The following is a 22,114-nucleotide window of genomic DNA, read 5'->3' as shown; positions in this document are numbered from 1 at the left end:
TCCCGGGGGTGGTCCCGGCGGGGGAGCCGTTCTGGGCGCCATCGGTGGTGGGGTCACGGTGCTATCCGCCGATCATCGCGTCGCTGCGGCTGCCGTTGGCGCGGCACAGGGTGGCCCAGACGGCGGTCATCGGGGTGTTCGGGTGGGCCACGGTCACGCCCCAGCCGGTGCCACGCAACAGGGCCTGCGCCCCGCCGAGGTCGGTCCGGGTGCCCTCGCCGGTGCCCCAGGCGTCGGTGTCCAGCAGCACCGCGAGGCTGCGCGAACCCCGGCCGCGCTGGGTGATCAGCTGGCCCAGCTCCTCGGCGGAGGTCCCGCCGAGGATCGCGATCAGCTCCTGGCCGTGCCCCGGGTCGGTGCGGCAGTCCAGCTGCGGGCGCGCCGCCGGCTGCAACGCGGCGAGCGCGTCGAGGACCGCGTTGTCGTTGTGCGTGCCGTCGCCGGAGTCGCTGATCAGCAGCCGGCCGTTCTCGGTCACCAGCCGGATCCGCTGGCCGTAGCGGTGCAGGTGCAGGCAGATGCTGGCGGCGAAGGACACCGCCCACTCCAGCGACGCCGACGCGCCCGCGCCCCGGTGCGCGGCCGCGCGGTGGTCGAGCAGCACCGTGGTGCCGCCGCGCCACGGGCGTTCCTCGACCCGCACCATCATCTCGTCGCGCTTGGCCGTCGAGCGCCAGTGCACCTTGCGCAGGTCGTCGCCCTGGCGGTACGGGCGCACGATCACGTCGTCCTCGCCCTGGCCGGCCGCCAGCCGGACCGAGCCGTCGTCGCCCGAGCCGAGGCCGGACCCGCCCGGCACGCCGACCAGCGGCACCACCCTGGGCACCACGATCAGCCGGGACATCCCGGCCAGCTCCCGCTCGAACTCGACCAGCCCGAACGGGTCGGTGATCGTCGCCTTCAACGGCCCGAGCTGCTGGACGCCGCGCAGCATCGGCTGCACCTGGTAGCGCAGCCGGGTCCCGGTCAGCCGGGGCAGGTGCTCGATGACGAACCGGGGCCGCCCACCCAGCGAGTACGGCACCCCGTCGGAGACCAGCAGCCCGCCGGTCGGCAGCCGCCCGGTGCTGTGGACGTGCACCGACACCTCGGCGCGCCCGGCCACCGGCACCCGGACCGGCACGATCTGGCGCTGGGCATGCAGCCCGACCCGCGACACCGCGGTGAGGAAGCAGACCAGCAGCGGCAGCGCGACCACGAACACCGACACCCGGAGCAGGTCACGCTCGTTGAGGATGAGCGAGCACAGCGCGGCGGCCAGACCGGCGGCGAGCAGGCATCTGCCGCGCGTGGTCAGGCCGGACAGCGCGCCGCGGATCGACCGCATCGACCTACCTGCTCCGCATCCAGTGGCCGTGCGGCTCGGCCGAGGCCTGCGGCACCGGCACGCGCGCCACCAGCCCGCGGATCAGCTCGGCCGTCGACCGCCGCCCGGCCTGTGCCTCCGGCGTGAGCACCAGCCGGTGCGCGAGCACCGGCACGGCGACCGAGTGCACGTCGTCGGGCACCACGAAGTCCCGGCCCGACAGCGCCGCCTGCGCCCGCGCCGCGCGCACCAGGTGCAGCGTGGACCGGGGCGAGGCGCCGATCCGGATCTCCGGCAGCCGCCGCGTCGTGGACACCAGCTCCACGCAGTAGCGCCGGATGTCGGGGGACAGCGTGATCGCCCGCACGGTCTCGATCAGCCCACGCACCTGGTCGGCGTGCGAGACCGGCTGCAGGTCCGCCAGCGGGTTGTGCCCGGCGTGCTCGTCGACCATCGCCAGCTCGGCCTGCGGGTCCGGGTAGCCGATGGACACCCGGGCGGTGAACCGGTCCCGCTGGGCCTCGGGCAGCGCGTAGGTGCCCTCCATCTCGATCGGGTTCTGGGTGGCGATCACCATGAACGGCGACTCGAGGGGATAGGTGGAGGTGTCGACGGTGACCTGCTCCTCCTCCATGCACTCCAGCAACGCCGACTGGGTCTTGGGGGAGGCGCGGTTGATCTCGTCGCCGACCACGATGTTGGCGAACACCGGACCCGGCCGGAACTCGAACTCGTTGGTCTGCCGGTTGAAGATGGACACGCCGGTCACGTCGCTCGGCAGCAGGTCCGGGGTGAACTGGATCCGGCTGACCGTGCAGTCGATGGACCGGGCCAGCGCCTTGGCCAGCGAGGTCTTGCCGACCCCCGGCACGTCCTCCACCAGCAGGTGCCCCTCGGCGAGCAGGGTCACCAGCGCGATCCGGACGACCTCCGGCTTGCCGACCAGGACCCGCTCGACGTTCGCGGCGATCCGTTGTGCGGTGGCGTTGAGCTCGTCCAGGGGTGAGGGTTGGCGGTAGTTGGTGGCGGCCATCTCCATCGGGGCGGAGGCGAGCCCGTTCGCCGCGGTCTGCGCGTAGGCGTCGGTCCCGGCGGGGTACTGGTTGCCGGGCGGCGCCGAATGCGGGGTACTGGACGTCACACGACCTCCTGTGTTTCTTTCGTCGGCGCGGAGCCTGCTCCGAAGTGTGTCAAACTGGCGAGAAGTACCCCAGCCCTCCGCTGTTGAGGACGTGCGGGCCGAGCGGGGGTTCCTCCCAATTCTTCTACGCCTCCTGAGGCGTTCGGGGTCCGGGTTCATCGAAGAATCTGTTCCACCCACACTTCCCCACCGATCACCCCGAGATCACGTTCGCGGGCTCCCGAGGGCCGTCCCGACCCCCCGAACGGTGGTCCCAGGCGCTGGGACGCGCGTACCCGGTCGGGGGACCCGCCACAACGCCCCACTCCGCCCCCACGCCGTTCACCTGCGTAAACGTCGGCGTGTCCGGTCATGAAACGCCGAGTTCGCCGTTGACTGTGGTGAAAAGTGGGGTACGGTGGCCGCAAGTGGGGCGGAAGGGGGCTCCATGGCTGATCCGCAAGGATCGGTGGGGAGGTGGGCGCCGTGTTCCTCGGCACGCACACCCCCAAGCTGGACGACAAGGGGCGGCTCACGCTGCCTGCCAAGTTCCGAGACGCTCTCGCGGGCGGGTTGATGGTCACGAAGGGCCAGGACCACTGCCTGTATGTCTTCCCGCGAGCGGAGTTCGAGGAGATGGCACGCAAGGTGGCCGCGGCGCCCCTGACGAACGAGGCGGTTCGCGCCTACCAGCGGTACCTGTTCGCCGGAACCGACGAGCAGCGTCCCGACGGCCAGGGGCGGATCGCGGTCGCACCAGAGCTTCGGCGTTACGCCGGGCTGACCAAGCAGTGCGTGGTCATCGGTGCGATCACCCGCTTGGAGATCTGGGACGCGCAAGCGTGGCAGACCTATCTGGACGAGCACGAGGACAGCTACTCCCAGGCCGCTGAGGAGGTCCTCCCCGGGGTGTTCTGACCCCGGCTCGGCCGGTTTCTCCGAAAGGGACGCGGGTGCCGTGAGGCCTCGGTCCGCTCGCTTTCGGCCCTGGCGCACCTTCCCCGGTGCCAGGTCCGACGAGCGGGCGGGGACCTGGCGGCACCCCCGCCTCGTCGACTCCAGGGGGACTCGTCGACTCAATCACAGCCAGGTCGGCTTGTTCTCCCTGTCGTCCCGGGGACCACGGCGGGAAGGGGGTGACCATGGTTGAGCACGTCCCCGTGCTGCTGGACCGCGTGCTGGAACTGCTCGCGCCGGCGCTGGAACGGGAGTCCGCGGTGCTGGTCGACGCGACAGTCGGCCTCGGCGGGCACGCCGACGCGCTGCTGTCCGCGCACCCCGGCCTCACCCTGGTCGGCCTCGACCGTGACCCCAACGCGCTCGCCCGCTCCGGCGAACGGCTCGCCCGCCACGGCGACCGCGTGCACCTGGTGCACGCCGTCTACGACGAACTGCCCGACGTGCTCGCGGGCCTCGGGTTCGCGCGGGTGGGCTCGGTCGACGGTGTGCTGATGGACCTCGGCGTGTCCTCGATGCAGCTCGACGTGGCCGAACGCGGGTTCGCCTACTCCAAGGACGCCCCGCTGGACATGCGGATGGACCCGACGGCCGAGTTGACCGCCGCCGAGATCCTCAACACCTATCCGGCGGCCGACCTCGCCCGCGTGCTGCGCGACTACGGCGAGGAGCGGTTCGCCCGCCGGATCGCCAACGCGGTCGTCACCGCCCGCGCCACCGAGCCGTTCGACTCCAGCGGCCGGCTGGTGGCGCTGCTCTACGACGCGGTGCCGGCGGCCAGCCGGCGCACCGGCGGACACCCGGCCAAGCGCACCTTCCAGGCCCTGCGGATCGAGGTCAACGGCGAGCTGGAGGCGTTGCGCCGGGCGCTGCCCGGGGCGCTGACCGCGTTGCGGGTCGGCGGCCGGATCGTCGTCGAGGCCTACCAGTCGCTGGAGGACCGGCTGGTGAAACGCCAGCTCACCGAGCTGGCGACGTCGCGGACGCCTCCGGGGGTGCCGGTGGAGCTGCCGGGACACGGCCCGCAGCTGCGCCTGCTGACCAGGGGCGCCGAGCAGGCCGGCGAGCAGGAGACGGAGCACAACCCGCGGGCGGCGTCGGTCAGGTTGCGCGCGGCGGAGCGGATCTTGGAGGCGTCATGACGCAGGCAGGTGAGATGGCATGACCGCGCCGGCACGATCGAAGACGGCCAGGACCGCGAACGGCACCGCGAACGGCACCGCGGACAACGCCGCGAACGACACCGGACGCGCCGAGCGCTCGGGTGCGGCCGCGCGCCGGGACACCGACCGGACCGCGGCGAAGTCGGCCCGCGCGTCCGGCTCGGCGAAGTCGACCGCCACCCGGCGGGCCGAGCGGGAGGCGGCGACCGCGCGGGTCGCCGAGCGCACCCGCCGGCGCCGCGCCGGCGAGACCACCGGCACGTCCGCCCGCACCCGGGCCAAGCCGACGGCGCGGACCGCCGCGAAGCCGGCCGCGAAGCCGTCTCCCCAGCCTGCCGCGCGAACGTCCGCGAAGCCCGCTGCCAAGCCCGCTGCCAAGCCCGCTGCCAAGCCGGCTGCCAGGACCGCTGCCACGCCGGCCGCGAAGGCCGGGACGAGGACACCCACCCGGACCGCGCGCACGACCACGACCCGGGCCACGACCCGGACTTCGACCCGGACCTCGCCCCGGTCCTCGGCCGGGACGGCGACGAGGGTTCGGGCGTCGGTCGAGGCGCCGGTGCGGACCGCGCCCGAGCGGTCGGCGCCCCGGCCCGAGCGGCAGCGGCGGTCGTCCTCGGCCGCCGGCCAGCGGGCCTTCGCCCGCCGGGCCCACCGCGAGGGCCACGGCCCGGAACCGCTCGACGACGGCGAGCCGGCCTCCGGCCGCGCGTCGTTCGTCATCCTGATCATCGTGCTGCTGACCGTCGGGGTCGTCGCCACGCTGTGGCTCTCGACCCAGGCGATCGCCGACTCCTACCGGCTGGAGGAGGCCAAGACCAAGGCCGGTGAGCTGGCCGAACGCGCCGCCGAGCTCCAGCGCGACGTCACCAGGCAGGAGTCGCCCTCCGAGCTGGCCGAGCGCGCCAAGGAGATGGGCATGGTCCCGGCCGGTGACCCCGGTCGCCTGGTCGTCATGCCCGACGGTCGCGTGGTCGTCGTCGGCGAGCCGACCCCCGCCGAGAAGCCGGCCCCGGCCGGTGACGAGGACGCCGGTTCGACGACACCCGGTGACGGCTGATGGCACCACCTTCCGGCAGGTCGCCCGAAGGCCGCCGGCCCGAACGGGGCTGGCCCGAACTACCCGGCCGCGGCACGCCGGGCGCGGGGCCACCCCGCTCCCGGCTGCCCAGGCCGGCTCCCGCCGACCGGGGCCGACCCCCCTGGCTCGACGACGACCCCTACCTCGACGAGCCAGGCCACCCGGCACCCCCCTGGGACGACGACGCCGACGGGCCCGACCAGCGCCGCCGCCGGCGCCCGCCACCCGCCTGGGACGACGCCGACGGGCCCGGCCGCCGCCGGCGCCCGGCACCGCCCTGGGACGACGACCTGGACGACCTGGACGCCCTGGATGACCTGGATGACCTGGACGTCCCGCGCCGCCCGTCGCCGCGTCCGCGCCGGGATCCCCAGCCATCGCCCCAGCCATCGCCCCGGCGCCGCTCCCGGGACGACCTGCCGCCGTGGCGGGAGGCGTTGCGCCGCAGGGCCCGCGCCGACTCCGGCGGCCCGCCGTGGCGCGAACCCGACCTCCGCCGCGCCCCGCAGGGCGCCGCCGGCCGGCCCGGCGCCGCGTCGGCCCGGCACAGCGCCCGCGCGCCCCGCCACAGCACCGGCGTCCTGCGGCGGATGTCCACCGGACCGCGCAAGATCGTCCGGCCGGCCACCGGCAACCACCACCTGCGCGTGGTCACCGTCCGGTTCGTCCTGATCGCCGCGCTCGTCGCCGCGCTGCTCAAACTCGTTCAGGTCCAGGGATTCGAGGCGGAGGCGCTGGCCGCCAAGGCCGCCGCGCAACGGTCGACCGAGATCGACATCCCGGCCACCCGGGGGTCCATCGTGGACCGCCGGGGCGTGCAGCTCGCGTTCAGCGTGGAGTCCCGGATGCTCGCCTTCCAGCCCAGGATGGTGCGCCGGGACATCGACAAGTTCAACAAGGACAACCCCGAGGACCGGATCAGCTTCGACGAGCGCACCGAGGAGATCGCCAAGGGCATGCGGGAGCTGATCGGTGAGCGCGCCGGCGAGACCGCCATGCTGGAGAAGCTGCGCCGCGACACCAACTACGTGATGCTGATCGACGAGGTCGAGCCGGCGGTCGCGCGTGAGCTGCAGACCCGGTTCCCGGAGATCATCGCCGACTACCGGGCCGAACGGGAGTACCCGGGCGGCAACCTCGCGGCCAACATCGTCGGCGTCGCGAACTGGCGGATGGACGACCCGGACCCCAAGAAGCACAACCTGCACGGTCTGGCGGGCCTGGAGATCCTGCGCGACGACGAGCTGTCCGGCACCCCCGGCCGCCAGGTCGTGGACACCGAGGAGGGCAGCGAGAGCCTCGTCATCCCGTACACCAAACGCGACCTGCAACCGGCGGTCGACGGCTCGGACCTGGAGCTGACCATCGACGCCGACCTGCAGTACTTCCTGCAGCGCGAGCTCGCCGACTACGTGGTGCGCGCGAAGGCCAAGGGCGGCAGCGCGGTCATCCTGGACGCGCGCACCGGCGAGGTGTACGCGCTGGCCAACGACCGCACCTTCGACCCGACGGCCCCCCGCTACGACCTGGACGCCATGGGCAACCCGGCGGTCAGCAACCCGTTCGAGCCCGGCTCGGTGAACAAGGTCGTCACCGCGCTGTGCGCGATCGAGGACGGTATCGCCGAACCCGACGACGTGCACCAGGTCGACGGTCGCCGCGAGGTCGCCGACCGGACCGTCAAGGACGCCTGGCCGCACGGTGTCCTGCCGTTCACCACGACCGGCATCTTCGCCAAGTCCTCCAACGTCGGCACGCTGATGCTGGCCGAACAGTGCGGCGAGGACCGTTTCGCCGACCTGCTCAAGCGCCTGGGTCTTGGCCAGCGCACCGGTGTCGGTCTGCCGGGGGAGAGCCCAGGGCGGGTGCCGCCGCGCGGCCAGTGGTCGGGTTCCACGTTCGGCAACCTGCCGATCGGGCAGGGCCTGTCGATGACCGTGCTGCAGATGGCCGCGATGTACCAGGCCGTCGCCAACGACGGCGTGCGGATGCCGCCGAGGATCGTCAGCGCCCGCATCACCCCCGAGGGCAAACGCATTCCCGAGCCGAAGGCCGAGGGTGTGCGGGTGGTCGGTGAGCAGACCGCGCGGACCGTGCGCGACATGTTCCGCGCGATCGTCCAGGACGGCGACGGCCTCAACGACGGCACCGGCACGACCGCCGCGCTGTCGGGCTACCAGATCTCCGGCAAGACCGGCACCGGTCAGCAGATCGACCCGGAGACCGGCGGGTACTCCGACTCGCTGTACTGGATCACCTTCGCCGGGATCCTGCCGGCCGACGACCCCCGGTTCGTCGTCGGCATCATGCTCGACCGCCCCGACTACTACGGCAGTGCCGTCGAGGGCCATTCGGCGGCGCCGCTGTTCCACGACGTCGCCTCCTTCGTGGCCCAGCGCTACCACATTCCGCTGTCGAAGAAGGCGAGTCCCGTGGTGACTCTGGTGGCCGAATAGGGTTTGCCGAATGACGGCGTGGTTCAGCGAGCGGGATCTGCTCGCGTCGGCCGGCGAGGCGTCGTTCCGGCGGGGGCGCGAGTACGTCGCCGCGGTGGGGGACGTGCAGCCGACCGCGTTGGGGGTCCGGGCGAGGGTGCGGGGGACCGACAGCTACGACGTGTGGCTGGGCCGCGACGGCGAACGCCTGGTCGGCGAGTGCGACTGCCCGTTCGGCGCGGACGGCAACTTCTGCAAGCACTGTGTCGCCGTGGGCCTGGTGCTCCTGGAGAACGCGGGCGAGGACCCCGCCGAGCCCGACCTGGCCGCCTACGTCGCTTCCCTGGACCACGCGGAGCTGGTCGGTGTGGTGCTGGCGCAGGCCGAGCGGGACCCGGTGTTGTACCGCAAGCTCACGCTGCGGGCGGCGCGCGCGAGCGGCGCGCCGCAGGTCGCCGTGCTGCGCCGCCAGCTGGAGGAGGCGCTGCGGGTGCGGGGCTATCTGGACAGCCGGGCGACCCAGGACTACGCCCGCCGGGCCGGTGACGCCCTGGCCACGATCGTCGACCTGCTCGACGCCGGTCACGCCGCCGAGGCACGGCCGCTGGCCAGAGGGGCCGTCGAGGCCATCATCGACGCGATGACCACGATGGACGACGTGACCGGGGCGGTGGTCGGGGTGTGCCGGCGGGCGTACTCGCTGTACGCGCGGGCGTGCACCGAGGCAAGGCCGAACCCGGTGAAGCTCGCCGCGTGGATGGTCCGGACGAAGGTGGAGGGTCCCGGCTGGCCGACGCTGGAACTGGGCGAGTTCACCGAGGCACTGGGCGTCTCCGGGCTGGCCGAGTACCGCACGCTGGTCAGGCGGGCCGCCGAGAACCCCGACCCGGACCGCGTCCTGGTCGTGCGCGCGATGCGCGTCCAGCTGGCCGAGGTGGACGGTGACCTGGACGCGCACGTGGACGTGCTGGCCGAGGGGGTGCCGAACCCGAAGGCGTTCCTGGACATCGCGTCGCTGCTGCGGGAGAAGGGCCAGCTGGCCGGGGCGATCCGCTGGGCAGAACGAGGTTTCGAGGAGACCGGTGACCCGAGACTCGCCGACGTCCTCGTCCAGTCCTATGTAGACGACGGCCGCCCGGAGGTCGCGCTGTCCGTCCGCGAGTCCGAGCTGAGGTCGGCGCCCACGCGGCTGACGTACGCCAACCTGCGGTCGGTCGCCGAGTCGGTGGGCGATTGGCCCCAGGCCCGCGAAGCCGCCCTGGATGTTCTCCGCACCGCCGCCGAACGCGGCGAGCCCGACGAACTGGTCGGTGTACTGATCGACGACGGCGACCTGACGGAGGCCTGGCGGGCTGCGGAGAAGTACGACTGCGGCGACCGAACCTGGCTGGAAGTCGCACGCCTGCGCTCGGCCGACCACCCGGAGGAGGTCGTGGACGGCTACCGGCGAGTGATCAACAACGCCGCGCGCCGAACGGGCCGGGACGCCTACCGGGAGGTGGCGGCGCTGCTGGCGGAACTGGCGGAGATCACATCGGTTTCGGAACTGGCAGCAGAGATCCGCGGACGATACCCAAGACGCCGAGCACTGCTGGCCGAGTTGGACCGCCGCGGTTTGTGACCGCCTTGGGTGGGACAGGGTGGGTTAGGGGCGGGGACGGAGTGAGTTAGGAGGGGATTGGGAGTGGGGTTGGGCCTCCGGTCACGACCCAGCCTCCAACGGACCAACACAGGCCAACCCCCCACCACAGAGCCCTCGCCCACCCGGGTCTGGCGGTGGACACACCGCAGGGGCAGGGCGCAGCCCTGCCCCTCAAGGCCCTGCCTCAGGGCGGCGGAGGCTCACGGGTCAAGAGGCCCACAGGTGAACACGAACCCAGACTTCGCCCAGCTCAGGGCCACTTGAGGCGTGAGCTTGAGTTTTAACCTCCGGTTTCCCCGGTGCCGGTGCCTCAGCCGGCCTGCTCGCGGATCCACACTGCCCTCGCGCTACTGCCTGGCCGGTGTTCGTGCTGATCAGACACGTGTTTGCCCTGTCCGCCCCCGCGTGCTACCCCTGCTGAGGGCCACCGACCCCCAAGACCGAATAAACGTGCGCCCGCCGGACAGACCCCACATCCGTGGGCGCACGTTAATTACCCGCCAACGGCCACCACACCCCCCACCAACTCGATGACCAGCCACAACACAGGTCAAGCACCCCCTACCGGGACACCACGAGGTTAAAACTCAAGGTGAGGGGCCGCCCGTAAATCCACCGCCAGACCCGGGCAAGACAGACAAACCCCCACCACCCACACCACCAGGGAACCCACAACCCAACACGCCAGGGAACCCACGACAACAACGCACCAGGGACCCACGACAACAACCCACACAACAAACCCAAGAACAACCAACCCCGCAAACAACACCCAAATCAGTGATACTGGCGACGATGACCGTGCAGCCGTTCGGATCAAGCGGCGAGCCGATTCGGAAAGAGGACGGCTCGCTGGGCAGCCCACTGGGCCGAGCAGCCTCCTTGATGGTCGCCGTGCTGGCCCTCCTCTGGCTGGTCGAGCTGGTCAACGCCCTGAGCGGCCGCGCCCTCACCCGGGCGGGCGGCATCCGGGCCCGCGACCCGGGAAGCCTGGTCGACATCGTCTTCTCGCCGTTCGTGCACGGGAATCTGGAGCATCTGGCGGGCAACGCGCTGCCGCTGTTCAGCTTGGGCATCATCGCGGCGGTGCCCGATATCCGACGGTTTCTCCAGATGAACCTCATCGTGATCGTCGTGGGTGGCGCGGGGGTGTGGTTGTTCTCGCCGGCCAACTCGGTGTCGGTGGGGGCCAGCGGCCTGGTGTTCGGGTACTTCGGGTACCTCATGTCGCGGGGGATCGTGGATCGCCGCCCGGTCGACGTCATGGTGTCGATCGGGGTGGCGCTCGCCTACGGGTACATGATGTGGCACTCGATCGGGTTCGGGGTCACCAATATCTCCTGGCAGGGGCACATCTGCGGGCTCGTGGGCGGCATGCTCGCGGCCATCCTGCTGCGGCGGCCCCGGACGTCCGGGAAACCGGACGCCACGTTGCCCCTAACGTGACCTGACACGGCCGGGTGCACCAGGGTGTCCTTGATCGCCCTCCGTACGCAGGTAATCTTCCGCGACGTGCCCGCCAAGCTCGTTGGCAAGGCCGTCACGGCACCGCCTCGCCCCACCAGGATCACGCCCGTACCGCTCACCACGTTGGTGGCGCGGGCGGACGCGCGTCTCGTCACGTCCTCCGCCGGCCCGGCTGACCGGGCCGTCACGGGGGTGACGCTGCGTGCTCAGCATGTTCTTCCCGGTGACCTGTTCGCCGCGTTGCCCGGGGCCCGGGTGCACGGGGCCGACTTCGTCGCCTCGGCTGTCGCCGCGGGGGCGGTCGCGGTGCTCACCGACGAGGCGGGCGCCGCCAAGCCCGCCGTGCGGGACGCCGTGCGGGACGCCGGGATCGACGTCATCGTCCACGAGGATCCGCGTGACCTCGTCGGTTCGGTCGCGGCGTGGATCTACGGGGAGCCGTCGCTGCGGCTGTCGGTCCTCGGGGTCACCGGCACCTCCGGCAAGACCACGACCGCCTACATGGTCGAGGCCGCGCTGCGCGCCGCCGGTCACCGCACCGGGCTCGTGGGCACGGTCGAGACGCGGATCGCCGGTGAGCGGCTCGCGTCGGCGTTCACCACACCCGAGGCGCCCGACCTGCAGGCGCTGTTCGCGGTGATGGTCGAGCGCGGCGTCACCCACGTGCCGATGGAGGTCTCCAGCCACGCCCTGGCGCTCGGCCGGGTCAACGGCACCCGCTTCGCCACCGGCGCGTTCACCAACCTCTCCCAGGACCACCTCGACTTCCACTCCGACCTCGAGGACTACTTCCAGGCCAAGGCCCTGCTCTTCGACGGCCGCTCCACCAGCGAGGTCGTCTGCGTCGACGGCGAGTGGGGCAAGCGCCTGGTCACCCCGCACACCATCACCGTCGCCGCCGCCGGGGACGCCGACTGGACCGCCTCGGGCATCACCACCTCGCGCACCGGCGAGCAGACCTTCACCATGCACGGGCCCGACGGCCTGGCCATGCCGGTCACCCTGCCCATCCCGGGCAGCTTCAACATCGCCAACGCGCTGCTGGCGGCCGCCGTCGCGCACTCCGCCGGCGTCGCGCCAGAGGACCTGGTCGCCGGCCTGGCCGCCGTCGAGGTCCCTGGCCGGATGGAGCGGGTCGCGCTCGGCCAGGACTTCACCGCCGTCGTCGACTACGCGCACAAGCCCGAGGCCGTCGCGCTCGCCCTGGACGCCATGCGCGGGCGCACCGACGGCCGGCTGATCGTCGTCCTCGGCTGCGGCGGCGACCGCGACGAGGGCAAGCGCCCGCTGATGGGTGAGGCCGCCGCCCGGCGCTCCGACCTGCTGATCGTCACCGACGACAACCCGCGCTCGGAGGACCCGGCCGCCATTCGCGCCGCCATGCGCGAGGGCGCCACCCGCGTCCCGTCCGGGGAACGCGGCGAGGTCGTCGAGGTCGGCGACCGGCGCGCCGCCATCGAGGCCGCCGTCGACCGGGCCCGCCCCGGCGACGTCGTCGTCATCGCCGGCAAGGGTCACGAGACCGGTCAGGAGATCGACGGCGTCGTCCACCCGTTCTCCGACCGCGACGAGCTGCGCGCCGCGATCTGGGCCGGCCTCGACCAGAAGGGGGGCCAGGCGTGATCCCGCTGACCCTGGCCGAGGTCGCCGCCGCCACCGGCGGCCGGACCCACCGCGCCGAGGGCGCCGAGGTCGTCACCGGCACGGTCGAGTTCGACTCCCGCCAGGTCGGGCCCGGTGGCCTGTTCGTGGCGCTGCCCGGCGAACGCGTCGACGGCCACGACTACGCCGCCACCGCGCTGGCCAGGGGCGCGGTCGCCGTGCTCGCCGCCCGCGAGGTCGACGGCCCGGCCGTGATCGTCCCGCCGGCCGGCGACGCGCACGAGCGGTCGGTCGCCCTCACCGGCGACACCGACGGCTCGGGGGCCGCCGTGCTCGCCGGGCTGGCCGCGCTCGCCCGCACGGTCGTCGACCGGCTGGCCGCCGGCGGGCTGACCGTCGTCGGGGTCACCGGGTCCTCCGGCAAGACCTCCACCAAGGACCTCATCGCCCAGGTGCTGGAGCCGATGGGCGCCACCGTCGCCCCGCCCGGCTCGTTCAACAACGAGCTGGGCCACCCGTGGACCGCGCTGCGCGCCGACGCCGGCACCCGCCACCTCGTCCTCGAACTGTCCGCCAGGGGCCCCGGCCACATCCGCGCGCTGTGCGAGACCGCGCCGCCGCGCATCGGCGTCGTGCTCAACGTCGGCTCGGCGCACCTGGGCGAGTTCGGCTCCCGCGAGGGCATCGCGCGCACCAAGGGCGAGCTCGCCGAGGCGCTGCCGGCCGACGGGGTCGCCGTGCTCAACGCCGACGACCCGCTGGTCGCCGCCATGGCCGAACGCACCAACGCCCGGGTCGTGCTCGTCGGCCAGAGCGAGCGCGCCGACGTCCGCGCGGTCGACGTCACGCTGGACGACCACGCGCGCGCCACGTTCACCCTGGTCACCGCCGCCGGGACGGTGCCGGTGACGCTGGCGCTGCACGGCGGCCACCACGTCGGCAACGCGCTGTCGGCCGCGGCCGTCGCACTGGAACTGGGGGCGGGTCCCGACGAGGTCGCGCGGCGGCTGGGCGCCGCCCGGCGCCGCTCCGAGCGGCGGATGGACGTCACCACCCGCGCCGACGGCGTGACCGTCGTCAACGACAGCTACAACGCCAACCCGGAGTCGGTTGGCGCGGCACTGCGCACGTTGGCCAGGATGGCCGACGGCGGGCAGCGCCGGACCTGGGCGGTGCTCGGGGTGATGGGAGAACTCGGCGACTCCGGCGAGGAGGAGCACGAGGGTGTCGGCCGGCTGGCGGCGCGTGTGGGCGTCGACCGGGTGGTCGCCGTGGACGAGCAGGCCGGTGGCATCGAGCGCGGCGCCCGGCTGGAGGGGTTCGACGGAGAGGAGCCGGTACTGGTGCCGGATGTCCATGCCGCGATCGCGTTGCTCACCGAGCAGCTGCGGCCGGGTGACGTGGTCCTGGTGAAGGCCTCGAAGGTGGCCGCACTGTGGCGGGTCGCGGACGCGTTGCTGGAGGCCGGCGAGTGATCGGCATCCTGATCGCGGCCGCGATCGCGCTCATCGTCTCCATCCTGTTCACCCCGTACCTGATCCGGGTGTTCTCCCGGCAGGGTTTCGGTCAGGAGATCCGCGAGGAGGGCCCGGAGGGCCACAAGTCCAAGCGCGGCACCCCGACCATGGGTGGCGTGGCGATCCTGGTGGCCATGTGGGCCGGCTACCTGGTCGCCCACCTGTTCAACGCGATGTCCGAGCCGGCCGGCGAGTCGCCGACCGTGTCCGGGCTGCTGGTCATGTTCCTCACGACCGGCCTGGGCGTCGTCGGGTTCCTCGACGACTTCATCAAGATCCGCAAGCAGCGCAACCTGGGTCTGAACAAGACCGCGAAGATGGTCGGCCAGCTGGTCGTGGCGGTCGTGTTCGCCATTCTGGCGATGAACTTCGCCGACGAGGCGCAGATGACGCCGGCCTCGCCGCACCTGTCGTTCGTGCGGGACCTGACGATCATCTCCTTCGGCACCATCGGTTTCGTCATCTTCTGCTACATCGCGGTGTCCGGCTGGTCGAACGCGGTGAACTTCACCGACGGTCTGGACGGCCTGGCCGGCGGCGCGTCGGCGATGGTCTTCGGCACCTACGTGGTGATCACGTTCTGGCAGTTCCGCTACGACTGCAGCGCCGACCGGCCGACCGTCGGGTGTTACGACGTGCGTGACCCGCTGGACCTGGCGGTGGTCGCGGCGGCGGCGATGGGCGCGTGTATCGGGTTCCTGTGGTGGAACGCCGCCCCGGCGAAGATCTTCATGGGTGACACCGGCTCGCTGGCACTGGGCGGCCTGGTCGCCGGCCTGTCGATCCTGACCCGCACCGAGCTGCTGATGGTGATCGTCGGCGGGCTGTTCGTGGTGGAGATGCTCTCGGTGGTCCTGCAGATCGCGGTGTTCCGCACGACCAGGCGAAGACTGTTCCGCATGGCACCGTTCCACCATCATTTCGAGCTCGCCGGGTGGGCGGAAACCACGGTGATCATCAGATTCTGGTTGTTGGCCGGGATCTGCGCGATGTTCGGGCTCGGCCTGTTCTACTCGGAGTGGCTGACCGCCAGCGGGAGCTGAGATGTACGCCGGTAAGCGGGTCCTGGTGGTGGGGGCCGGGGTCACCGGGCGCTCGGCGGCCGAGGCGCTGCTGGAGCTGGGCGCCCGGGTCACGGTCACCGTCACCGACGGCGGCGTCGACCGGATCACCGGGATGCCCCGCGGGGTCGACCTGGTCGCCGGCCTCACGGCGCCGCCGGCCGGCACCGACCTGGTGGTGACCAGCCCCGGCATCCCGCCGGCCAACCCGCTGCTGGCGGCCGCCGCGAGCGCGGGCGTCGAGGTGATCGGCGAGGTCGAGCTGGCCTGGCGGGTCGCCGCCGCCCGGCCGGAGCCGGTCACCTGGCTCGCGGTCACCGGCACCGACGGCAAGACCACGACCGTCGGCATGCTGGAGTCGATCCTGCTGGCGGCCGGCGTGGACGCGGTGGCCTGCGGCAACGTCGGCCTGCCGGTGATCGACGCGGTCCGCTCCGGCCACCGGGTGCTGGCCGTCGAGCTGTCCAGCTACCAGCTGTACTGGCAGTCCTCGCTGCGCGCCGACGCGGCCGTGGTGCTCAACGTCGCCGACGACCACCTGGAGTGGCACGGCACGGCCGAGCACTACGTCGAGGCCAAGGGCCGGATCTACGCGGGCGCCCGGCTGGCCGTGTACAACGCCGAGGACCCGGTCTCCACCCGGCTGGCCGCCGCCAACCCGCACCGGGTGGCGTTCTCCCTGGCCGAGCCGCCGCCCGGCCAGTACGGCGTGGCGCGCGGCTGGCTGGTGCACGGCGACCTGCCGCTGCTGCCGGCCGGCGAGGTCCGCCCGGCCGGCCCGCACAACGTCGCCAACGCGCTGGCCGCCGCGGCGCTGGCCCGCGCCGCCGGGGTGCTGCCCGAGCACGTGCGGGCGGGGCTGGCCGCGTTCACCCCGCCGGCCCACCGGGTGGAGCTGGTGGCCGAGCACGACGGCGTGCGGTGGGTCAACGACTCGAAGGCGACCAACACCCACGCCGCGCACGGCTCGCTTGGCGCGTTCGACCCGGTGGTGTGGATCGCCGGCGGCCTGCTGCACGGCGCCCCGGTCGACGCGTTGGTCGCCGAGGTGGCGCCCCGGCTGCGCGGGGTGGTGCTGTTGGGCGCCGATCAGGACGTGTTCGCCGCCGCGCTGGCGCGACACGCGCCGGATGTGCCGGTGCATCGGGTCCCGTCGGGAGACGATGAGCCCATGATCTCGGCGGTGCGTGCGGCGGGCGCGATGGCGGGTCAGGGCGATGTGGTGCTCCTCGCGCCGGCGGCCAAGTCCCACGACCAGTTCACCAGTTACGCGCACCGTGGCACGGCGTTCACCGAGGCCGTGCTGGCCACGGTGCGGGCCGCCGAGCCCGGGCGCGCCGGATGACCGCCCTCGACTCGTCGAGCGAGCAGCGGACCTCGCGCAACAGGCTGATCGGTCGCCTGCACGCCACCCGGGTGGCGTTGACGGCGTGGCTGGGCCGCCCGCTGGCCTCCTTCCACCTGATCCTGGCGATCTGCGCGCTGCTGGTGGTGCTGGGTCTGGTGATGGTGCTCTCCGCGTCGTCGGTGATCTCGCTGCAGCAGGACGCCTCGGCCTACACGGTGTTCGGCAAGCAGGTCGTGTTCGTGCTGATCGGGCTGGTGCTGTTCTGGCTCGGTCTGCGGGTGCCGTTGCGCAAGATCCGCGCGGCCAGCCCGGCGATGCTGTGGGTCAGCCTGCTGATGCTGGTCCTGGTGCTCGTGCCGGGGCTGGGGACCGAGATCAACAGCACCCGCAGCTGGTTCACCTTCGGCCCGGTTGGCTTCCAGCCGGTCGAGGTGGCGAAGGTGGCGCTGGCGCTGTGGGGGGCGCACATCCTGGTGGTCAAGCGCGGGGTGCTGCACCTGTACCGGCATCTGCTGGTGCCGGTGGTGCCGGTGGCGCTGATGATGTTCGCGCTGATCATGTTGCAGCCCGACCTCGGCGGCACGATCACCCTGGGCGTCGTGCTGATCGGGCTGCTGTGGTTCGCCGGGGCGCAGCTGCGGCTGTTCGGAGCGCTGGCGCTGGGCGGGCTGGCCGGGGTGGCCGTGCTGGCCGTCGGCGCCGACTACCGGCTCTCGCGGCTGCTGGCGTTCCTCAACCCGGGCGCCGATCCCGGCGGCGCGGACTGGCAGCCGAACCAGGCGCTCTACGCGCTGGCCGACGGCGGCCTGTTCGGCAAGGGCCTCGGGCAGGGGCCGTCGAAGTACAAGTACCTGCCCAACGTGCACAACGACTTCATCTTCGCGCTGATCGGTGAGGAGTTGGGGTTCCTGGGCTGTGCGCTGGTGCTGGGGCTGTTCGCGATGCTCGCGGTGGTCGGCATGCGGATCGCCACCCGCAACATCGACCCGTGGATCCGGATGGTGGCCGCCACGCTGACCGTGTGGCTGGTGGCCCAGGCCGCGATCAACATCGGCTACGTGGTGAACCTGCTGCCGGTCACCGGCATCACGTTGCCGCTGATCTCCTCGGGCGGCACGTCGGTGGTGATCACGCTGCTGGTGTTCGGCATCCTCGCGAACTGTGCGCGCCATGAGCCCGAGTCGGTGGCCGCACTACGCTCTCAGGGGCCAGGCCGGTTCGGCCGGCTGATGCGGCTCCCAGCGCCGGATCCGTACCAGCCGCCTGCCCGACGCCGGCCGGCGCGTACCCCCGCTCGTCCGCGCGGCCCCGCCGACCGACGTCGCCACCCGCGCAGTTCCCGAGGAGGAACGTCTTGACCCACAATCCCACGCGCCGTGGGCCCTGTGTCGTCGTCGCCGGTGGCGGCACGGCAGGACACATCGAGCCGGCGCTCGCCCTCGCCGACGCGGTGCTGCGCCTGCGACCCGACGCACGGGTGGTCGCGCTCGGCACCGAGCGTGGCCTGGAGAAGACGATCATCCCGAGCCGTGGCTACCCGCTGGAGATGATCCCGCCGGTGCCGATGCCCCGGAAGCCGAACGTCGACCTGCTCAAGCTGCCGCTGAAGGTCCGCACCGCGGTGAAGGCCACCCGCGAGGTGCTCGACCGGGTCGGCGCGGACGTCGTGGTCGGTTTCGGCGGCTACGTCGCGCTGCCCGCCTACCTGGCGGCCAGGGGCCGCACGCCGATCGTCGTGCACGACTCGAACGCCCGCGTGGGTCTGGCCAACAAGGTCGGCGCGCGGTTCGCCGAGCGGGTGGCGGTGGCGGTGCCCGACACCGGGCTGCCCAAGGCGGAGGTGGTCGGCATCCCGCTGCGCGAGTCGATCATCCGGCTGGACCGTTTCGCGCTGCGCGCCCAGGCCCGGCACTACTTCGGCCTGCACCCGCAGGCGCCGACGCTGCTGGTGTTCGGCGGCTCGCAGGGCGCGCGGTCGATCAACAACGCGGTGTCGGGCTGCGCCCGCCGCTTCGCCGACGCGGGGATCGGCGTGCTGCACGCGCACGGGCCGAAGAACTCGCTGGCCGTGCAGGAGGTGCGGGGCGCGCCGCGCTATGTCGGCGTGCCGTACCTGGAGCGGATGGACCTGGCCTACGCGGCGGCCGACGTGGTGCTGTGCCGCGCGGGGGCGATGACGGTCGCCGAGGTGTCTGCGGTCGGTCTGCCGGCGGTCTACGTGCCGCTGCCGCACGGCAACGGCGAGCAGGCGCTGAACGCGCGTCCGGTGGTCGACGCGGGCGGCGGGATGATCGTGCCGGACGAGGAGCTGACCCCGGAGAAGGTCGCCGAGCTGACCATCCCGCTGCTGCACGACCGCCAGCGCCTCGGCGCGATGAGCCACGCCGCGCAGGGCACCGGCCACCGCGCGGCGGCCGACGTGCTGGCCCGCATGGTGCTGGACGTGGTGCGTAAATGAGCGAGCCTGCGAGCGAATCAATGTCACAGGGCGACCGCGAGCGGCGTGACCGAGCCTGCGAGGGGGCGTCGTGAACGTTCTTGAGCGGGTGCACCTGGTGGGGATCGGCGGTGCCGGGATGAGTGGGATCGCCAGGATCCTGCTCGACCGGGGGCTCGCGGTGTCCGGGTCGGATGCCAAGGAGTCGCCGACGCTGATGACGTTGCGCGCGCAGGGCGCCGAGATCGCCGTCGGGCAGTCGGCGGAGAACCTGGACCTGTTGGGGCCGGACGGTCCGAGCGCGGTCGTGGTGTCCAGTGCGATCCGCGAGGACAACCCGGAGTTGGCGGCGGCGCGCGAGCGTGGGCTGACGGTGCTGCACCGGTCGGCCGCGTTGGCCGCGCTGATGGCCGGGCACCGGGTGGCGTGTGTGGCCGGTACGCACGGCAAGACGTCGACGACCTCGATGCTGGTGGTCGCCCTGCAGCACTGCCGGCTCGATCCGTCGTTCGCCATCGGCGGGGACCTCAACGACTCCGGCGCCAACGCCCACCACGGGATGGGCGCGGTCTTCGTCGCCGAGGCCGACGAGAGCGACGGCTCGTTCCTGGCGTTCACGCCGTCGGTGGCGGTGGTCACCAACGTCGAGCCGGACCACCTGGACCACCACGGCACGGCCGAGGCGTACACCGCCGTCTTCGAGTCCTTTGTGGACCGCCTGGAGTCGGACGGCGTGCTGATCGCCTGCGCCGACGACCCCGGTTCGGCGGCGCTGGCCGACCTCGCGCGGGCGCGCGGCGTACGGGTGCGCCGCTACGGCCGCACCGCCGAGGACGTCACGATCCTGAGCTACCACCCGGTCGACGGCGGCGGGAGCGCGCGGGTGCGCCTGGACGGCGAGGAGGTCGACCTGCGGGTGGCGGTGCCCGGCGAGCACATGGCGGCCAACGCGGTCGCCGCGCTGGTCGCCGGCCGCGAGCTGGCCGCGCCGCTGGAGGGGCTGGTCGAGGGCATCGCCGGCTTCGGCGGCGTGCGCCGGCGGTTCGAGTTCAAGGGCCGCTCCGGCGAGGTCCGGGTCTACGACGACTACGCCCACCACCCCACCGAGGTCGCCGCGCAGCTGCGCGCGGCCCGGCCGGCGGCCCACGACGGCCGGCTCGTGGTGGTCTTCCAGCCGCACCTGTACTCGCGGACGAAGATGTTCGCCGCCGAGTTCGGCGCGGCGCTGGCGCTGGCCGACGAGGTCGTGGTGCTCGACGTGTACGGCGCCCGCGAGCAGCCAGAGCCCGGTGTGACCGGCAAGCTGGTGGCCGATGCGGTGCCGCTGCCGGGCGAGCGGGTGCACTACGAGCCGTCCTTCGACCGGGTGCCGGCCCTGGTCGCCGGCTTCGCGCGGCCGGGTGACCTGGTGCTCACCATGGGCGCCGGTGACGTGACGATGCTCGGCCCCGAGCTGATCACCGAACTCGACCGGCGGGTCCCCTCGGCATGACCTCCACCGTCCGGCCCCGCCGCCGACCCGGCACCCGGGCCGGCGCCCGGTCGCGGGGCCGGCCGGTACGGACGGCCCGGTCGGTGCGGACCAGGCGGCGGTACCTGGCCCGGCGGTGGACGGCGTTGCTGGTGGTGCTGGCCGTGCTCGGCCTGACCTATGTCGTGGTCTTCACGCCGGTGCTCGGGGTGCGGACGGTCGAGGTGGCCGGCACCCGCGACCTCGACGCCGACGAGGTCCGCGAGGCGGCCGCCATCGAACTGGGCACGCCGATGGTGCGGCTGGACACCGACGAGGTCGCCGGGCGGGTGGCGGAACTGCCGAGGGTGTTCGAGGTGGCGGTGTCCCGGTCGTGGCCAAGCGGTGTGGAGATCACCGTGACCGAGCGGGACCCGGTGGCCGTGCGCCAGCTCCCCGACGGGGTGCACCTGGTGGACCGCACCGGCCTGGACTACACGACGGTCGAGCGGCGCCCGCCCGGTCTGCCGCTGCTGCGGGTGGCCGAGGTGGGCCCGGACGACGCGGAGACCCGCGCGGCGGTGACGGTGATCCGGGCGATTCCCCGGCAGCTGAGGGACAAGGTGGTCGAGGTGTCGGCGCAGACGCCGGGCAGTGTCATGCTGACGTTGGGGGACAAGCGGGTCGTGCGGTGGGGCAACGCCGAGGACAACGACCGCAAGGCGGCGGTGCTCGCTCCGCTGCTGACCCGGCCTGGCAAGGTGTACGACGTGGTCACCCCCGAGTTCCCCACGGTGTCCTGATGCGGCCCGAGGCGCCGAGGACCGGCGACGAACGCCCGCAGCTGGACGGTTTCCTGGACTTCCTGCGCGCGACGGTCGTGCTCAAGGCCAGCGGTCTGACCGACGAGCAGGCCCGCCGTCCGCTGCTGGACTCCTCGCCGCTGACGACCGTGGCCGGGATCGTCGCCCATCTGACCTATGTGGAGCACGCCTGGTTCTGCCGGGTGCTGGACGGGCAGGACGACCCGTGGGCGGCGCGGCTGGCCGTCGACCGCGACGCCGAGTTCCGCGAGGGCCACGACCGGCCGCTGGCGGAGGTGGTCGCGGACTACGAGCGGCAGTGCGCGGTGAGCCGTGCGGTGGCGGCCGGGTTGGCGCTGGACGCCGAGGGTCAGCACCGCGACGGCCCGGTGAACCTGCGCTGGGTGCTGATCCACATGGTCGAGGAGACCGGCCGGCACGCCGGCCACCTGGATCTGCTGCGGGAGTCGGCCGACGGTTCCACCGGGGAGTGACCGGGGCGGGAATCGAGGGGTTCTGGACAGCCGCCGAACTATCGGGTGGTGTAGAGCGATTGGACGCACAACACCGCAACCATTCGGCGTGGCGGCTGGAATCGGGGTCCGTCGATGCCTACCGTCCTGTATTCGACGTCAGGGCTTGACATAACTCTAAGTCTCTTGTTGAGGTTCAGGGTTCCGTTCGGCTCGTGACGGGTCGGGGTTTGTAGGGCAGTACGCGAGTTT

General features: G+C 72.7%; 18 protein-coding genes. 15 read left to right on the top strand and 3 right to left on the bottom strand.

The features are described 5' to 3' along the window. Positions 1–61: 61 nt before the first annotated feature. Positions 62–1,318 carry a DUF58 domain-containing protein gene (locus tag BLA60_RS35995; protein ID WP_154814839.1) on the bottom strand — a complete coding sequence of 419 codons (1,257 nt, stop codon included), beginning with the start codon at positions 1,316–1,318 and terminating at the stop codon, positions 62–64. 13 nt (positions 1,319–1,331) lie between these two features. Further along, complete coding sequence (locus BLA60_RS35990) at positions 1,332–2,345, bottom strand: AAA family ATPase (RefSeq protein WP_211288968.1); 1,014 nt, start codon at positions 2,343–2,345, stop codon at positions 1,332–1,334. A gap of 567 nt (positions 2,346–2,912) precedes the next feature. Here BLA60_RS35990 and mraZ point away from each other — a divergent pair. Together mraZ and rsmH are read left to right on the top strand one after the other, a co-directional pair. After that, positions 2,913–3,344, top strand: coding sequence for a division/cell wall cluster transcriptional repressor MraZ (gene mraZ / locus BLA60_RS35985; RefSeq protein ID WP_075137594.1), 432 nt, complete (start codon positions 2,913–2,915; stop codon positions 3,342–3,344). Between the two features lie 224 nt (positions 3,345–3,568). Then, positions 3,569–4,525: a 16S rRNA (cytosine(1402)-N(4))-methyltransferase RsmH gene (gene rsmH, locus BLA60_RS35980; RefSeq protein WP_075137593.1), complete on the top strand. Its 957-nt coding sequence runs from the start codon at positions 3,569–3,571 to the stop codon at positions 4,523–4,525. On the opposite strand, the gene BLA60_RS45030 is transcribed toward rsmH, so the two are convergent. Continuing rightward, positions 4,520–5,269: a hypothetical protein gene (locus tag BLA60_RS45030; protein ID WP_211288965.1), complete on the bottom strand. Its 750-nt coding sequence runs from the start codon at positions 5,267–5,269 to the stop codon at positions 4,520–4,522. The genes rsmH and BLA60_RS45030 overlap by 6 nt on opposite strands. A gap of 10 nt (positions 5,270–5,279) precedes the next feature. Here BLA60_RS45030 and ftsL point away from each other — a divergent pair, with 10 nt between their 5' ends. From ftsL to BLA60_RS35915, 13 genes are all read left to right on the top strand, one after another. Then, positions 5,280–5,606 carry a cell division protein FtsL gene (ftsL, locus tag BLA60_RS45025; RefSeq protein ID WP_211288964.1) on the top strand — a complete coding sequence of 109 codons (327 nt, stop codon included), beginning with the start codon at positions 5,280–5,282 and terminating at the stop codon, positions 5,604–5,606. A gap of 611 nt (positions 5,607–6,217) precedes the next feature. Continuing rightward, positions 6,218–8,083: a peptidoglycan D,D-transpeptidase FtsI family protein gene (locus BLA60_RS35970; protein ID WP_075137592.1), complete on the top strand. Its 1,866-nt coding sequence runs from the start codon at positions 6,218–6,220 to the stop codon at positions 8,081–8,083. 10 nt (positions 8,084–8,093) lie between these two features. Further along, positions 8,094–9,683: an SWIM zinc finger family protein gene (locus BLA60_RS35965; RefSeq protein WP_075137542.1), complete on the top strand. Its 1,590-nt coding sequence runs from the start codon at positions 8,094–8,096 to the stop codon at positions 9,681–9,683. A gap of 816 nt (positions 9,684–10,499) precedes the next feature. Continuing rightward, positions 10,500–11,150, top strand: a complete 651-nt coding sequence (locus tag BLA60_RS35960) for a rhomboid family intramembrane serine protease (RefSeq protein WP_075137541.1) — start codon at positions 10,500–10,502, stop codon at positions 11,148–11,150. 33 nt (positions 11,151–11,183) lie between these two features. Next, positions 11,184–12,794: a UDP-N-acetylmuramoyl-L-alanyl-D-glutamate--2,6-diaminopimelate ligase gene (locus tag BLA60_RS35955; protein WP_245812404.1), complete on the top strand. Its 1,611-nt coding sequence runs from the start codon at positions 11,184–11,186 to the stop codon at positions 12,792–12,794. Next, a complete protein-coding gene (locus BLA60_RS35950) occupies positions 12,791–14,248 on the top strand; it encodes a UDP-N-acetylmuramoyl-tripeptide--D-alanyl-D-alanine ligase (RefSeq protein WP_075137539.1) in 1,458 nt (485 codons plus the stop codon). The genes BLA60_RS35955 and BLA60_RS35950 overlap by 4 nt, the downstream gene beginning before the upstream one ends. Beyond that, positions 14,245–15,333: a phospho-N-acetylmuramoyl-pentapeptide-transferase gene (mraY, locus tag BLA60_RS35945; RefSeq protein WP_075137538.1), complete on the top strand. Its 1,089-nt coding sequence runs from the start codon at positions 14,245–14,247 to the stop codon at positions 15,331–15,333. Before BLA60_RS35950 ends, mraY begins: the two co-directional genes overlap by 4 nt. 1 nt (position 15,334) lies before the next feature. Next, the gene (gene murD / locus BLA60_RS35940) at positions 15,335–16,696 is read left to right on the top strand and encodes a UDP-N-acetylmuramoyl-L-alanine--D-glutamate ligase (RefSeq protein WP_075137537.1); all 1,362 of its coding nucleotides are present in this window, start codon (positions 15,335–15,337) and stop codon (positions 16,694–16,696) included. Continuing rightward, a complete protein-coding gene (ftsW, locus tag BLA60_RS35935; RefSeq protein ID WP_075137536.1) occupies positions 16,693–18,057 on the top strand; it encodes a putative lipid II flippase FtsW in 1,365 nt (454 codons plus the stop codon). Before murD ends, ftsW begins: the two co-directional genes overlap by 4 nt. Continuing rightward, positions 18,054–19,157 (top strand): undecaprenyldiphospho-muramoylpentapeptide beta-N-acetylglucosaminyltransferase, encoded by a 1,104-nt coding sequence (gene murG, locus BLA60_RS35930; RefSeq protein ID WP_075137535.1) that lies wholly within the window; start codon positions 18,054–18,056, stop codon positions 19,155–19,157. Before ftsW ends, murG begins: the two co-directional genes overlap by 4 nt. Before the next feature lie 55 nt (positions 19,158–19,212). Beyond that, on the top strand, positions 19,213–20,628 hold the full coding sequence (gene murC, locus BLA60_RS35925; protein WP_075137534.1) for a UDP-N-acetylmuramate--L-alanine ligase: 1,416 nt from the start codon (positions 19,213–19,215) through the stop codon (positions 20,626–20,628). Continuing rightward, positions 20,625–21,389 carry a cell division protein FtsQ/DivIB gene (locus BLA60_RS35920; RefSeq protein WP_075137533.1) on the top strand — a complete coding sequence of 255 codons (765 nt, stop codon included), beginning with the start codon at positions 20,625–20,627 and terminating at the stop codon, positions 21,387–21,389. Before murC ends, BLA60_RS35920 begins: the two co-directional genes overlap by 4 nt. Continuing rightward, positions 21,389–21,883 (top strand): DinB family protein, encoded by a 495-nt coding sequence (locus BLA60_RS35915; protein ID WP_075137532.1) that lies wholly within the window; start codon positions 21,389–21,391, stop codon positions 21,881–21,883. Before BLA60_RS35920 ends, BLA60_RS35915 begins: the two co-directional genes overlap by 1 nt. Positions 21,884–22,114 lie beyond the last annotated feature (231 nt).

Source organism: Actinophytocola xinjiangensis, assembly GCF_001921215.1.
GTDB classification, from domain to species: domain Bacteria; phylum Actinomycetota; class Actinomycetes; order Mycobacteriales; family Pseudonocardiaceae; genus Actinophytocola; species Actinophytocola xinjiangensis.
The sequence above is the reverse complement of the archived record's forward strand: the minus strand, read 5'-3'. Positions and strand labels throughout refer to the sequence as shown.

What these genes read in the sequence shown, in the direction of transcription:
- BLA60_RS35915 (WP_075137532.1), top strand. Translation starts at nt 21,389, where the DNA reads ATGCGGCCCGAGGCGCCGAGGACCGGCGACGAACGCCCGCAGCTGGAC.
- murD (WP_075137537.1), top strand. Translation starts at nt 15,335, where the DNA reads ATGTACGCCGGTAAGCGGGTCCTGGTGGTGGGGGCCGGGGTCACCGGG.
- BLA60_RS35970 (WP_075137592.1), top strand. Translation starts at nt 6,218, where the DNA reads ATGTCCACCGGACCGCGCAAGATCGTCCGGCCGGCCACCGGCAACCAC.
- BLA60_RS35960 (WP_075137541.1), top strand. Translation starts at nt 10,500, where the DNA reads ATGACCGTGCAGCCGTTCGGATCAAGCGGCGAGCCGATTCGGAAAGAG.
- BLA60_RS35965 (WP_075137542.1), top strand. Translation starts at nt 8,094, where the DNA reads ATGACGGCGTGGTTCAGCGAGCGGGATCTGCTCGCGTCGGCCGGCGAG.
- BLA60_RS45030 (WP_211288965.1), bottom strand. Translation starts at nt 5,269, where the DNA reads ATGACGAACGACGCGCGGCCGGAGGCCGGCTCGCCGTCGTCGAGCGGT.
- rsmH (WP_075137593.1), top strand. Translation starts at nt 3,569, where the DNA reads ATGGTTGAGCACGTCCCCGTGCTGCTGGACCGCGTGCTGGAACTGCTC.
- ftsW (WP_075137536.1), top strand. Translation starts at nt 16,693, where the DNA reads ATGACCGCCCTCGACTCGTCGAGCGAGCAGCGGACCTCGCGCAACAGG.
- BLA60_RS35990 (WP_211288968.1), bottom strand. Translation starts at nt 2,345, where the DNA reads ATGGAGATGGCCGCCACCAACTACCGCCAACCCTCACCCCTGGACGAG.
- BLA60_RS35920 (WP_075137533.1), top strand. Translation starts at nt 20,625, where the DNA reads ATGACCTCCACCGTCCGGCCCCGCCGCCGACCCGGCACCCGGGCCGGC.